Annotated in this window: 17 protein-coding genes; 14 read left to right on the plus strand and 3 right to left on the minus strand. The window is 33.5% G+C overall.

Annotated features, from left to right (window positions below):
• Positions 1 to 120: 120 nt before the first annotated feature.
• Positions 121 to 2097 (minus strand): dehydrogenase E1 component subunit alpha/beta, encoded by a 1977-nt coding sequence (locus tag ABDW27_RS00565; protein ID WP_343694125.1) that lies wholly within the window; start codon positions 2095 to 2097, stop codon positions 121 to 123.
• Positions 2098 to 2463: 366 nt separating this feature from the next.
• Between ABDW27_RS00565 and ABDW27_RS00570 the strand changes: the two genes are divergently transcribed.
• From ABDW27_RS00570 to ABDW27_RS00615, 10 genes are all read left to right on the plus strand, one after another.
• Positions 2464 to 3414 carry a 2-oxoglutarate and iron-dependent oxygenase domain-containing protein gene (locus ABDW27_RS00570; RefSeq protein WP_343694126.1) on the plus strand — a complete coding sequence of 317 codons (951 nt, stop codon included), beginning with the start codon at positions 2464 to 2466 and terminating at the stop codon, positions 3412 to 3414.
• Between the two features lie 103 nt (positions 3415 to 3517).
• Positions 3518 to 3850: a translation initiation factor gene (locus tag ABDW27_RS00575; protein ID WP_343694127.1), complete on the plus strand. Its 333-nt coding sequence runs from the start codon at positions 3518 to 3520 to the stop codon at positions 3848 to 3850.
• A 233-nt stretch (positions 3851 to 4083) separates the two neighbouring features.
• Positions 4084 to 4953: a nucleoside phosphorylase gene (locus tag ABDW27_RS00580; RefSeq protein WP_343694128.1), complete on the plus strand. Its 870-nt coding sequence runs from the start codon at positions 4084 to 4086 to the stop codon at positions 4951 to 4953.
• Entirely contained in the window at positions 4954 to 5394 is a 441-nt protein-coding gene (locus ABDW27_RS00585; RefSeq protein WP_343694129.1) for a DinB family protein, read from the plus strand.
• A gap of 3 nt (positions 5395 to 5397) precedes the next feature.
• On the plus strand, positions 5398 to 5790 hold the full coding sequence (locus tag ABDW27_RS00590) for a VOC family protein (RefSeq protein ID WP_343694130.1): 393 nt from the start codon (positions 5398 to 5400) through the stop codon (positions 5788 to 5790).
• The gene (locus ABDW27_RS00595) at positions 5790 to 6263 is read left to right on the plus strand and encodes a DUF4265 domain-containing protein (RefSeq protein WP_343694131.1); all 474 of its coding nucleotides are present in this window, start codon (positions 5790 to 5792) and stop codon (positions 6261 to 6263) included. Before ABDW27_RS00590 ends, ABDW27_RS00595 begins: the two co-directional genes overlap by 1 nt.
• 52 nt (positions 6264 to 6315) lie before the next feature.
• The gene (locus ABDW27_RS00600; RefSeq protein WP_343694132.1) at positions 6316 to 7167 is read left to right on the plus strand and encodes a substrate-binding domain-containing protein; all 852 of its coding nucleotides are present in this window, start codon (positions 6316 to 6318) and stop codon (positions 7165 to 7167) included.
• Positions 7168 to 7186: 19 nt separating this feature from the next.
• Positions 7187 to 8119 (plus strand): transglutaminase, encoded by a 933-nt coding sequence (locus tag ABDW27_RS00605; RefSeq protein WP_343694133.1) that lies wholly within the window; start codon positions 7187 to 7189, stop codon positions 8117 to 8119.
• A 127-nt stretch (positions 8120 to 8246) separates the two neighbouring features.
• Entirely contained in the window at positions 8247 to 8618 is a 372-nt protein-coding gene (locus ABDW27_RS00610) for a hypothetical protein (protein WP_343694134.1), read from the plus strand.
• An 89-nt stretch (positions 8619 to 8707) separates the two neighbouring features.
• Entirely contained in the window at positions 8708 to 9763 is a 1056-nt protein-coding gene (locus tag ABDW27_RS00615; protein ID WP_343694135.1) for a linear amide C-N hydrolase, read from the plus strand.
• 49 nt (positions 9764 to 9812) lie between these two features.
• On the opposite strand, the gene ABDW27_RS00620 is transcribed toward ABDW27_RS00615, so the two are convergent.
• Entirely contained in the window at positions 9813 to 10163 is a 351-nt protein-coding gene (locus ABDW27_RS00620) for a DUF2200 domain-containing protein (protein WP_343694136.1), read from the minus strand.
• Between the two features lie 142 nt (positions 10164 to 10305).
• Here ABDW27_RS00620 and ABDW27_RS00625 point away from each other — a divergent pair, with 142 nt between their 5' ends.
• The 3 genes from ABDW27_RS00625 to ABDW27_RS00635 are packed head-to-tail and all read left to right on the plus strand — an operon-like array spanning position 10306 to position 11481.
• Positions 10306 to 10632: a metalloregulator ArsR/SmtB family transcription factor gene (locus ABDW27_RS00625; RefSeq protein WP_343694137.1), complete on the plus strand. Its 327-nt coding sequence runs from the start codon at positions 10306 to 10308 to the stop codon at positions 10630 to 10632.
• Positions 10633 to 10635: 3 nt separating this feature from the next.
• The gene (locus tag ABDW27_RS00630) at positions 10636 to 11103 is read left to right on the plus strand and encodes an SRPBCC domain-containing protein (protein WP_343694138.1); all 468 of its coding nucleotides are present in this window, start codon (positions 10636 to 10638) and stop codon (positions 11101 to 11103) included.
• 6 nt (positions 11104 to 11109) lie between these two features.
• Positions 11110 to 11481: a DoxX family protein gene (locus tag ABDW27_RS00635; protein ID WP_343694139.1), complete on the plus strand. Its 372-nt coding sequence runs from the start codon at positions 11110 to 11112 to the stop codon at positions 11479 to 11481.
• An 86-nt stretch (positions 11482 to 11567) separates the two neighbouring features.
• On the opposite strand, the gene ABDW27_RS00640 is transcribed toward ABDW27_RS00635, so the two are convergent.
• The gene (locus ABDW27_RS00640) at positions 11568 to 12731 is read right to left on the minus strand and encodes an NAD(P)/FAD-dependent oxidoreductase (protein WP_343694140.1); all 1164 of its coding nucleotides are present in this window, start codon (positions 12729 to 12731) and stop codon (positions 11568 to 11570) included.
• 94 nt (positions 12732 to 12825) lie between these two features.
• Here ABDW27_RS00640 and ABDW27_RS00645 point away from each other — a divergent pair, with 94 nt between their 5' ends.
• Positions 12826 to 13785, plus strand: a complete 960-nt coding sequence (locus ABDW27_RS00645; protein ID WP_343694141.1) for an AraC family transcriptional regulator — start codon at positions 12826 to 12828, stop codon at positions 13783 to 13785.
• Positions 13786 to 13827: the final 42 nt, after the last annotated feature.

Raw genomic sequence — 13827 nt, forward strand, 5'->3', positions numbered from 1 at the left:
ATAAGAATACTAAAAGAAACTAGTTTCTAGCACATAGCTATGTGTGTTTATAAAAAGTGAAACGCCTTTTACGGTTTCTAAAAACTATGTTTCTATGTGTTTAAATATATTTATTTTGTATTAATATTTCAATAATTCAAGTAACGATTCCTCGAAACGATCTTTCGCTAAAAACTGATCTTCAAGAGCTTTTGTGAAAGGAATTGGCGAATCTAAGCTTGCAACCCTTTTTACGGGAGCATCCAGATATTCAAAACAGTTTTCCATAATCAAAGCCGAAATATCGCTGGCAATTCCACCAAATAAAGTATCTTCCTGATAGATAATAGCTTTTCCTGTCTTTTTAACCGAAGCAAAAATAGTTTCCGTATCAAGAGGCTGTAAAGTTCTTAAATCGATTAAATCAGCTTCAATTTCCGGATGTTTGGCTAATGTTTCTAAAGCCCAGTGAACCGGAGCTCCAAAAGAGATAATCGTAACTGCATTTCCTTCTTTAATTAAAGAAGCTTTTCCAAATGGAATCGTGTAGTAATCTGTTGGAACTTCCTGATAAACACTTCTGTATAATTGTTTATGTTCAAAAAATAATACCGGATTCGGGTCGTTGATTGACGTATTCAATAAACCTTTTGCATCATACGGAAATGCCGGATAAACCACTTTTAAACCCGGAGTTTTGGTAAACCACGCTTCATTTGTCTGCGAATGGAACGGTCCTGCCTGAGTTCCGCCGCCACAAGGCATACGCACGACAACATCAGCTTTTTCGCCCCAGCGGTAATGCGATTTGGCTAATAAATTTACGATTGGGTTAAAACCTGTAGAAACGAAATCAGCAAACTGCATTTCTACAATTGCTTTATATCCATTTATAGATAGTCCCATTCCAGTAGAAACAACAGCACTTTCACAGATTGGCGTATTTCGTATTCTGCCTTTTCCAAAAGCGTCAACAAAACCATCAGTAATTTTAAAAGCGCCGCCATATTCTGCAATATCCTGCCCCATAATAACCAGGTTTCTATGACGCCACATAGATTGCTCTAAACTGTTGCGAATGGCATCAATAAATCGAATATTGGTTGTTTCAGAATTATGCGTATATTCATCATATTGAAATGGTTTATAAACATCATCTAATTCTCCGCTGTAAGTAGGTTCTATCTCTGGTTCGGCATTTGCCATTGCCCAGTTTTCATCAATTTCCTGCTTTATTTCACTTCGTAATTTTTCGTCAAGTTCATCGGTAAGAATACCAAGTTCATTTAGGTATTTTTTATAATTATTTACAGGATCTTTGGCTTCCCATTCATCCATTAATTCCTGCGGAACATATTTTGTACCACTCGCCTCTTCATGACCACGCATTCTAAAAGTTTTAAATTCTAATAAAACCGGATGCGGATCAGCAATCATTTCTTCTTTTAACTTCGACAGTTTATTGTAAATTTCAACAATATTATTTCCGTTAATAATCCAGCTTTCAATACCGTAACCAATACCTTTATCAGCCAGGTTTTCGCATAAATATTGTTCATTAGTTGGTGTAGAAAGTCCGTAACCATTATTTTCGATGATAAACATTACAGGCAGTTTCCAAACAGCAGCAATATTAAGCGCTTCATGAAAATCACCTTCGCTTGTAGCACCTTCACCGGTAAAAACAGCTGTAATTTTTTTATTATCCTGAAGTTTATTAGCCAAAGCAATCCCGTCAGCAATTCCAAGCTGCGGACCTAAATGCGAAATCATTCCTATAATATTATATTCCTGAGTTCCGAAATGGAAACTTCTGTCGCGACCTTTAGTAAAACCATTCGCTTTTCCCTGCCATTGCGAAAAAAGTCTGTTTAGCGGAATATTTCTTGTGGTAAATACACCAAGATTTCGGTGCATTGGCAGGATATATTCAGAATCGTCTAAAACAGAAGTCACTCCTACTGCTATGGCTTCCTGTCCTATTCCTGAAAACCATTTTGACACTTTCCCCTGACGGATTAGAATAAGCATTTTTTCTTCGATCAGACGGGGTTTTAAGATTTTCTTGTATAAATCTAATAAAGTTTCGTCGCTAAGGTTTTGTTTGTAAAAGATCATTGAGCTAATTTTTTTAAGTCAAATATATAAAAATATAACAATTTTGCTATTATTTGTTAAATAATTAAAATTTCTGAGTTTGGTTATTACTTTTATAAAAATAGAAAAATAATTATAGATTCTATTTTAAAATTTTGCTGGCAAATATAAAAGTAAAAATTTATCTAAATCTAATTATTTGTATTATTTTAGCTACAAATAATAAAAACCTTTTTTTGAATATTTGAGAATTAATGTTTAGAAATTGTGTAAAAAATTACATTAACCTAAATTTTATAACACATTTCTAAAATCAAATCTAAAATATTATCTACCTTTGTTATTGAAAGGTCTTGGTACCTTTTTTCTTAAATAAAAATGTAAAGTATGCAAAACATTCCTAGTGTAGACTTACGTGATTTCCTTTCGGACGACCCGAAACGTAAACAAAAATTTGTAAATGAAATCGGCAGTGCATTTGAAAACATTGGCTTCGTTGCCTTAAAAGGTCATTTCTTAGATGACAAACTGGTAGACGAACTTTATGGTGAAATTAGAAAGTTTTTCGCCTTGCCAGTAGAAACTAAGCATAATTATGAAATTCCCGGAATTGGCGGACAAAGAGGTTATGTTTCTTTTGGAAAAGAACATGCTAAAGGCCGTAAAGAGGGAGATTTGAAAGAATTCTGGCATTTTGGCCAGTATGTTGACAAAGAATCAAAATGGGCAGCAGAATACCCTGATAACGTAGAAGTTAAAGAACTTCCTCGTTTTAATGAAGTGGGTAAAGAAGCGTACCAAATGCTTGAAAAAACAGGAGTGTATGTTTTAAGAGCTTTAGCATTACACCTTGGCTTAGATGAATTTTATTTTGACAACTATGCCAAAGAAGGAAATTCAATTTTAAGACCAATTCACTATCCTCCAATTACTTCTGAGCCAGAAAATGCCATTCGTGCAGCCGCTCACGGTGATATTAATTTAATTACCCTTTTAATGGGAGCGCAAGGAAAAGGACTTCAGGTTCAAAACCATGACGGAGAATGGATCGACGCTATTGCAGCTGATGATGAATTAGTAATTAATGTTGGAGATATGTTGTCAAGACATACTAACAATAAATTAAAATCTACAATTCATCAGGTTGTAAACCCTCCAAGAGAATTATGGGGAACTTCACGTTATTCAGTTCCGTTTTTTATGCACCCTGTAAGCGATATGCGTTTAGACTGCCTTGAAAACTGTATTGATGAAGAAAATCCTAAGAAATATGAAGATATTTCGGCAGGAGAATTTTTACATGAACGTTTAGTTGAATTAGGTTTAATCAAAAAATAACCTTTTTTACTTCAATATTATAAATTCCAAATTCCAAAACTATTTTTTTGGGATTTGGAATTTAATTTTTATGTATTTTTAAATATTGGAATTTAATAAAAATATGGACTTAAAAGATCAATTAAAAAATCTATTTCCGGATCATGTAGAATCAAATGAGCCTGAGGAAATTCAGGAGCAGGATCATGTTCTTTATGTACAAAAAGAACCAATGATCTGTAAATTTGAAAAGCGAAAAGGAAAACCTACAACCATTATTGAAGGTTATGAAGGCAGTGATGAAGACTTTAAAGTTTTGGCCAAAGAAATTAAAACAAAATTAAGTGTTGGCGGAACTTTTAAAGATGCTTCAATAATCATTCAGGGAGATTACCGAGATAAAATAATGGCTATTTTAAAAGATAAAGGATTTAAAACTAAAAGAGTTGGCGGGTAAAGTGATTTTAGATTTCTGATTTTAGATTTTAGATTTCCAAACTGTTATGAATTTAACGCAAAGTGCGCTAAGAATATTTACTTTGAGTTTTTTATAAAATGTAAAGTTCGCAAAGCTTTGTTTGAATTTGAGTTGGAATTTGGAATTTGGAATTTTAAAAAAAATCATAGTTAAACATCAGTAAAGGAAACCTTTAAACCTTAGCATCTCAGAACCTTAGAACCTCAAAAAAAATGATAAAACAATCAGAATTAATACTTAATCCAGACGGAAGTGTATACCACTTAAACCTTCGTCCTGAACATATTGCACACGACATTATATTTGTTGGAGATCAAAACAGAGTTGAAAAAATTACTCAGTTTTTTGATTCTATTGAATATTCGGCACAAAAAAGAGAATTTAAAACCCAAACCGGAATTTATAAAGGCAAAAGAATTTCTGTTATGTCAACCGGAATTGGTCCTGATAATATTGATATTGTTTTAAATGAATTAGATGCGCTTGTGAACATCGATTTAAAAACACGTCAGCCAAAAGAAAATTTAACGTCTTTAAATATTATTAGAATTGGAACTTCTGGTTCTCTGCAGGAAAATATTCCGGTAGACAGCTTTGTAATGTCTAAATTCGGGCTTGGATTAGATAATATGCTTCGCTCCTATATTATTGACGATGTTTCAAACAAAGAGCTTGAAGACGCTTTTATTGCACACACTAATTGGGATGCCCGAAAAGGAAGGCCTTATGTAACAGCTTGTTCTGAAAAACTGGAAAAATTGATCGAATCTGATAAAATTTTCAAAGGAATAACCGCTACAGCTGGGGGTTTCTACGGACCTCAGGGACGCGTTTTAAGATTGAATATTCAGGATGAAGAGCTAAACAATAAAATGGATAATTTCAGTTTTAATGATAGCAAAATCACGAATTTAGAAATGGAAACGGCTGCAATTTATGGGCTTTCGGCACTTTTAGGCCACAATGCTTTATCATTAAATGCTATTATTGCCAACCGTGCTTCGGGAACTTTTAGTGAAGATCCGTACAAAGCTGTTGATGAACTTATTGCTTATACGTTGAATAAACTTGCTCTAAAATAAATGCAGGACGCTATTTTAAAATTTGAAAAATTACTTAACGAAAATTTGATTCATTTTTCGTCTATTAAAAGTGAAGTTTTTTCTGCTAAAGTATCTGAAAAATGGTCTAAAAAAGAAATATTAGGACATTTGGTAGATTCAGCAATTCATAATCTGGTTCGTTTTACCGAAATAAATTATGTAGAAAAACCTTATCAGCACAGGCCGTATAATCAAATGGATTTAGTAAATTTAAATCAATATCAGCAAATGGATATTGACGAGCTGATTCAGTTATGGTTTGTTGTTAATAAACAGATTGTCAGAATCATGAAGTCAGTTTATGATGAAGCTTTGGATTATAAAATTATACTAAGTGATCAGTCTGAAATAGATTTAAGGTTTCTTATGACAGATTATGTAGAACATTTAGAACATCATATTAATCAAATAAAATCGTAAGTTATGTTTTTAAGAGTAGCCAGACATACCAATGATTTAAAAAAAATCGAAGATTTTTACGTAGATATTCTGGGCTTTGAATTATTGGGGAATTTTCAGAATCACAATAATTATGACGGAATTTTTATTGGGAAATCAGGTCTGGACTGGCATTTTGAATTCACAAAATCAAATGTAGAGGCCAAACATTCATTTGATGAAGATGATGTAATTGTACTTTATCCAAAAACAATTTCAGATTACGATACTCTGATAAACAAACTTATACATAATAAAATTGAAACGATAACAGCTGCCAATCCTTTTTGGAATGAGAATGGAAAAATGATTCAGGATCCGGATGGTTATCGCATAGTAATATCACCATTAAAAGCTGTAATAAGCGAAATAGAATAATGCAGGAAACACATAAAAAAATAGTTTTTAAATATTATAGCGATTATTTAGAAGAAACGGTTACAGAAACCATGTGGGCTGAAATTGTAGATTTAGAAAAAGGACTTTTTAAATTAGATAATATTCCTTTTTTTGGGCCTTTAATCGCTACAGACGATTTGTTTTATGCCGAATTTGATGAAAATGAAAAACGCCTTGTTTATAAGGAAACAATAGAAAATTCAGGAAATTCGATTGTTCAGGTTATCATATTAGAAAAAGGATATGATAAAGAAATTATCAGAGAAAAATTAAAAGCCATAAACTGTTTATCAGAAGGGCTGAATGATAATTTTATTTCTGTGGAAGTTGTAAGAGACGTTGATTATTCGATAGTAAGAAGCGTTTTAAATGAATATGAATCTAATGAGATAATTGAATACGCTGAACCTTGCCTGTCAGACAAACACCGGGCAGATTTATTAAAAAACTAAACTGACAAACTTAAGAATACGCATACCAAACTTAACTTAAACTTAGACTATAATGAAAACGGTAAAAATTGCAGGTGTCCCGGAACACTTCAATTTGCCATGGCATTTATGCATTGAAAATGGCGAATTTGAAGCAGAAAATATAGATTTACAATGGAAAAATATTCCCGAAGGTACCGGAAAAATGTGTCAGATGCTTCGCGACGGCGAAACTGATATGGCGGTAATTTTAACGGAAGGAATTGTAAAAGATATTACAGCAGGAAATCCCAGCAAAATAGTTCAGATTTATGTGCAGTCGCCTTTGATTTGGGGAATTCACGTAGCCGCAAAATCAGATTTTGAAACTGTAAAAGACCTCGAAAATAAAAAAGCAGCTATTTCAAGAATAGGTTCAGGTTCGCAATTAATGGCTTATGTAAATGCAAATGAACAAGGCTGGAACAGCGAAAACCTGCAATTTGAAATTATTAATACTATTGATGGTGCTGTTGAAGCGCTTACAAATGGCACAGCTGATTATTTTATGTGGGAACGTTTTATGACTAAACCTCTTGTAGATCAGGGTGTTTTTAGACGTGTTGGCGACTGTCCTACTCCATGGCCGTCATTTGTAATTGCTGTTCGTGACGAATTCCTTAAAAAGAACCCCAAAGTGGTCGAAAAAGTATTGGAAATCATCAATAAAACCACGTATGATTTTGCGCAAATTCCGGATATAGATAAAACGCTGGCTGATTTGTTCAATCAAAAGGCAGAAGATATTCAGGAATGGCTGAAATTAACACAATGGTCACAAAAACATTTAAGTGAAAAAGCATTTGTCAAAATTCAAAATCAATTATTTGATCTGGGAATTATTGATAAAAAAAGTACTTTTGTTGAAACGGTAAAAGCGCTGTAAAAATTGCTTTTTGATTCTTATGATAAATTTTCCTAAAATTGACTTTCCGCAATTAAAATCCAAATTACAGGTAAAATCGCCTTGGGATAGGATTATTATTTCGCTGTTGAGTCTTTTGATAACCATTCCGATATTTATCATACTGCATCAAAACCTAATCGATTTAGAATGGGCATTTAATCTCGACAGGGTTTTTATATTCATTTTTGTTTTTGCTGCGATTTTCTTTCTGCTGATGCTTCTCCGCACCATAATTATTTTATGTGTGGCTGTTTATCTATTGATTTTATTTTACGGATCAGTTATTGGAAATTATGGTTTTAGTGAAATTTCAGAGGATTATAACTCGATGATTTATACCATGTCAGACAATCCATTTCCTCAGGATATAGTGGTTGCAAAACTGCTGCCGTTTCCAAACAAATCAAAAATTTTAAACGCAATCGAATACCAAAACCCCAAAGTGCGAAATTTTGCTATTATGGCCACCACAAAGCATTTTAAAGGTATTAAAGGATATTCAGATTACAGAACCATTATTCAGTGTTTTGCAGTTTTTAAAGAAATAAACAGTCGTTGGAATTATGTAAACGACCCTAAAGACGGAGATTACATTGCTACAGCCAGCGAATCGTTAGAATATTTTTCAGGCGACTGCGACGATCATTCTATTTTAATGGCGGCCGCAATTCGTTCTATTGGCGGAACACCAAGGCTTATTCATACAAAAGGACATATTTATCCCGAAATATTAATTGGTTCAATGATTGATTTAGAGAAAGTTAACTATTTAATTAAAAACGTGCTTTTTACTAAAGAAACCTATCGCAAACAACTGCACTATCATATTGATGAGCGCGGGCAGGTATGGATGAATCTGGATTATACGGCCACTTATCCCGGCGGGCCATTCATGTATGAAGAAATTCTGGGAGCGCTGACACTTAATTGATTTCCTACATTGTTATTTTCTTAAATTATTAGTAATCAGATACGTTATTTTAACTTTCTGTGGCTATATTGTAAGAGTAATACTTTTTTTTTGTACCTTTTCCTATCTAATATTTAATCACATAACCATGAAAAATTCTAAATTATTTATCTTCGGGCTTGCATTGGCAGCATTATTAATGGGTTCATGTTCTAAGGGTAGAAATAAATTGATAAACTCTTGGAAAATAACGGCAGTAGAACCCAAAGTTCCCATGTCGGACTCTCTAAAAACTGTGATTTTAACCGATGGAACTCTAACGTTTACAAAAGATGGTCACGTTACCGGATATTTGACGAGAGAAATAACAAATGGTACTTACGCATTAACAAAAGGTGGAAAAAGTTTAGTGATTAAAGATGAAGTAGGAACGCCTTACCCTTGCGAAAGTACGATTACAAATGATGAATTAATTCTTGATAGCAAAGAAGTAAAATTAACCCTCAAGAAAATAGAATAATATAAAATAAATTTAAAGCCGTTTTTTAAAGTAAAACGGCTTTTTTTTACTCTTACTAAATCAAATTTTGAATTTTAATACCTTTAATTATGAAATTAAAAAAGAGATTATCAGCAATTTTAGCTTTATCAGGTATTTTATTATGCATTGAAAAAGCAAATCCTTGTACAAGAATTGTTTATGAAGGTTTAAACGGAACTATTATCACAGCACGTTCGATGGACTGGCGAGGTGAAATTCCGGCTAATTTATGGCTTTTTCCCAGAGGAATTGATCGTTTTGGAGAATCTGGGAGTAATTCAGTTAAATGGAAATCAAAATACGGAAGTGTTATCACGAGTTCCTGGGATATTGCTTCTTCTGACGGAATGAACGAAAAAGGGCTCGTTGGTAATCTTTTATGGCTGGTAGAATCTACTTATCCAAAATTTGTGAAAGACGGCCCGGTAAAAGGTCTCGCCGTTTCTTTATGGCTGCAATATGTTTTAGATAATTACGCTACCGTTGCCGAAGCTGTAAGTGCACTTGAAAAAAAGGATTTTGTGGTAACTTCTTCACATATTCCGGGAACGAATATTTTTGCCACCGTGCATTTGTCTTTATCAGATTCTACAGGCGACAATGCCATTTTTGAATATATAGACGGGAATTTGGTAATTCATCATGACAGAAAATATGTCGCGATGACCAACTCTCCTATTTTCGATCATCAGCTGGCTATTAATACCTATTGGGAAAGTATTCCGGGAACTATAATGCTGCCGGGAACAAATCGCGCGGCCGACCGTTTTGTGAGAGCTTCGTATTATATTCATGCTATTCCGAAAACGGATAATATTAGAACTGCATTATCTAGCGTTTTTGGAGTAATCAGAAATTGTTCTGTTCCACTTGGAATTTCTTCAGAAACAGAACCTAACATCTCTTCTACCCGATGGAGAACTGTTGCGGATCAAAAGAATTTAGTGTATTATTTTGATAACGTACTGAATCCTAATGTAGTTTGGGTTGAATTCAATAAACTTGATTTTAGCGAAAAAGGAAAAATAAAAAAATTAAGCCTTTCAAATAATGAAAATTATTCTGGCGAATCGTCTATGAATTTTAAACCTACAGCATCATTTGTATTTGCCGGTTTAGATTAAATCTTAAAATATTAAACCCTCTAAAAGATTATATTTAGAGGGTTTTGTATTATTCACGCAGAATTTTTTCCATTTTCTTTCCTTTCGCCAACTCATCAACCAATTTATCCATATAGCGTATCTTTTGCATCATCGGATCTTCAATGTCTTCGATTCTATATCCGCAGATCACACCCGTAATTTTAGATGCATTTGGGTTCAAATTAGGAGCTTCATTAAAAAATGTCTGTAAATCGGCTTTCTTTTCAATTTGGTCTCTAAATTGTTTTTCGTTGTAACCCGTAAGCCAAAGAATAACAGTATCTACTTCTTCTGCGGTACGTCCCTTCTTCTCTACTTTTTCTTTGTACAATCTGTAAATACTTGCAAATGAATACCCAAAAACTTTTGTATTATTCATGATTTCTTCTTTTTGTGTTGAATTTAAAAGTATAAAAAATCGTCCGTATTTCCTCAGAATTTTAAAAAATATCAAAATTTTCTTCAAAAAAATATTGCGCAGTCAAATAACTGCATTATATTTGCAGTCAAATAACTGCACAATGGAAATACGTAGAGATGTTTTTCAGGCAATTGCCGACCCAACGCGAAGAGCTATTTTAAATCTGGTTGCGATACAAGCCATGACACCCGGTACAATAGCAGATAATTTTGACTCGTCGAGACAAACGATTTCAAAACATATAAAGATTCTTACTGAGTGTGAATTGCTTGACCAGCAGCAAAACGGCAGAGAGATTTATTATTACATAAATGCAAAAAAAATAAAAGAAGTTGCTGATTTTATTGAGCCTTTCCGCCAAATGTGGGATGATCGCTTTAATAAACTAGAAAGCATAATGAAAAATTATAAACCAAAAAACGACTAACCCATGGAACGTAAAACAAAAATCAGTGCCGAAAATGGCCAGCAGGAAATTCTGATTACAAGAGAATTTGATATTCCGCTTGAATTGCTTTTTAAAGCTTATGTCGAAGCCGAAATTGTAGAACAATGGATGGGAACAAAAGTTTTAAAATTAGAAAATAAAAAATACGGAGGCTGGCAGTTTGAAACCAAAGATCCAAATGGAAATGTAGTTTTTAGTGCTAATGGTGTCATTCATGATTTTGTTCCCGATAAAAGAATTGTGAGAACATTTGAAATGGACAATGCCAATTTTGCACCTCAATTAGAGTTTTTAGAATTTGAAAAGTTAACCGATTCAACTAGTAAATTAACTATTCAGACAATATATAAATCGGTTGAACATAGAGATTATCAGTTAAAATTACCTTTTTCGCAAGGGTTGAATATGGCACACAATCGTTTAGAAGAAATCGTAAAACAATTAAAATAAATCATCATGAGCAAAAGAAACAAAATTATTTACTGGATTGCTACCATTTGGCTGGCTTTAGGAATGACTTCAACAGGAATTGTGCAAATTTTAAAAATGAAAGAAGAAACCGAAATGATGGCACATTTAGGTTATCCGCTTTATTTTTTAACCATTTTAGGAGTTTGGAAGATATTAGGTGTTATCGCTATTTTAATTCCGAAATATCCTTTATTAAAAGAGTGGACATACGCTGGTTTCTTTTTTGCCATGAGCGGCGCTGTTTTTTCTCATTTAGCAGTTGGAGATTCTGGTATTGCCTATTTCGGACCTTCGTTATTATTGGTTTTAACAGTGCTTTCATGGTATTTTAGACCAGCTGAACGTAGAGTAGTTTAGTTTACAGTCACAGTTTTTAGTCTCAGTTTACGACATTAGTATTAACTGTAAACTGAGACTGAAAACTAAAAACTGAGACTGAAAACTTAAACAACTTCATTAAAGAAATTTAACAAAAGCTGTAGATTATTTTCATCATGCATTGCTTCAGTTTGCTGCAGCGTAATTTCGGTGATTTCTGAAGTTCTTGCGCACATTTTTTTCTCGAAGAAACCAATTGCGTCTTCCATTTTTTGAAACAAATTAGAAGTCAAAACTTCATATAATTCTAAAGCATCTGCCAAAGCCTGATTCGCTCCTTCTCCTGCATACGGAGGCATACGATGCGCTGCATCACCAATCATAGTTAGATTTGGCAGCGGTTTCCACGATTGATTTAATGGAAAATGATACATAGTTCTCGGAATTATCGAAATTTCATCTCCTTTAAATAATTCCTGCCAGTCTCTGCTCCATTCGGCAAAATCTTTTTTGAACCATTCCAGTACCGATTTTTTGTTTTTAAAATCAATTCCGGAGTTTATCAGCCAGTTTTGTTCGGTTTTTAATCCGAGTAAAACAGTTAAAGTTCCATCACCTTTGGCACTAAACAAAACCGTTTTTCCTTGTTCAAGAGCAAAAATTTTTCCTCCGTTTACCAATTTCCAGAGTTTTGGCGCATTTTTTTCCGCATTGTAAACATTGATTTCAATAGCCGTAACTCCAGAAAATATAGGCTGAATCTCCGTAATATATTTTCTAACGCGTGAATTAGCTCCATCTGAAGCAATTACAAAATCAGCATAGGCCGTAGTTCCATTTTCAAACAAAATTTCCCAGCCCTCTCCGCAAGGTTTCATTTCAGTAAATTTTGAACCCCAGATTACATTTTCTTCTTTTAAAGAAGCAATTAACAAATCACGCAAAGGACCGCGATCAATTTCAGGTCTAAAATGTTCATTACCAAAATCTTCTTCCGGTTTTTCCTTGTGATCGTCGTAAACGATATTCATATCACGATCTGTAATTTTCATTGTATCAGCTCCTGGGCGATAGTATTTTTTAAATTCATCTATCAATCCGGCTTTATTTATGGCTTTTAAACCTGTATCATCATGCAAATCAAGTGTAGAACCCTGCTGGCGAACTTCTCGGTTTTCGTCCCTTTCATACACTTTTACATCAACGCCTTTTTCTTGCAACAAACGAGCTAAGGTCAATCCGCCGGGTCCGCCGCCAATAATGGCTACTTTTTTATTATCTAGTAACATAATCTATTCTTTTTTATTTGTTTAAATTTTCATTACAAAATTATTGGTATCTTTATAGGTAAAATATCTTATTTTAATATTAAAATAGTCGTAAATGAAAATTGAAGTTGTAGATAAAAACGGTTCCGGAATTCTCCATAAGTTTGCTGATGCTATTGGCGCCTCGGTTCGCGGACGTTTTATTGATATTCCTGAAAAGCTGGGAGAAGGTTATATGACCGGATTTACCTGGGGAAATGATTTGCGAATGATGATTCGGAATTATTATATCAATGAAGAAATTGTACTCGAACGTAAAAACGAATTGCCTGAAGGACAAGAAAATGTCATCTTTTTTTTAAACGGGATTTTTGATAGTACTATTGAACAAGAAAAAATTTCAGTCGAACAGCCCAGCGTTTTTATTGGTATGCAATCCGTTTCATCTGTAATTGCAATGCCTGAAAATACTTATTTTAGAAGTATAACTATTTCTGCGTCAAGATCCTATTTAAAAGAGTTGTTTGGAGAATTAAAACATCCTGTCGCGGCGAACATTATTTCTTCTAAAGATAATTTTGTTTATGAAATTGGCGTTTCTCCGGCTATGATTACAACGGCAAGCGAAATGATTAATCAAACTGTTCCCGAAAGTTTAGAAAATCATTATCATAAACTAAAATGTGAAGAGCTGCTGTGTCATATTTTTGCTGTGTTATTGCAGCGTGAAGAAACGCCTGCAAGCGGAATTCATATAAAAGATATTAAATCACTTTATGCTATAAAATTCCATTTGCAGTCTAATCTTGATAAAGCGCCCAATATTGCTTCATTAGCAAAAGAGGCCGGAATGAGCGAACCCAAACTTCGAAAATTATTCAAACAAACATTCGGAAAAGGCATTTTTGAATATTATCAGTTTATGAGAATTCAGGAAGCAGCAAGACTTTTAAAAGAAAAACATTTGTCGGTTTCAGAAGTTGGATATCAGTTAGGATTTACCAATTTGAGTCATTTTTCAAGAGTTTTTGAAGAACATATCGGGTTAAAACCTAAGAAATATTCAGTCTCTTAGTTTGATTATTTAATTTTACAGAAGAAACTTGAATAAAAATAG

Origin of the sequence: Flavobacterium sp. (genome assembly GCF_039595935.1) — a bacterium.
GTDB lineage: Bacteria > Bacteroidota > Bacteroidia > Flavobacteriales > Flavobacteriaceae > Flavobacterium.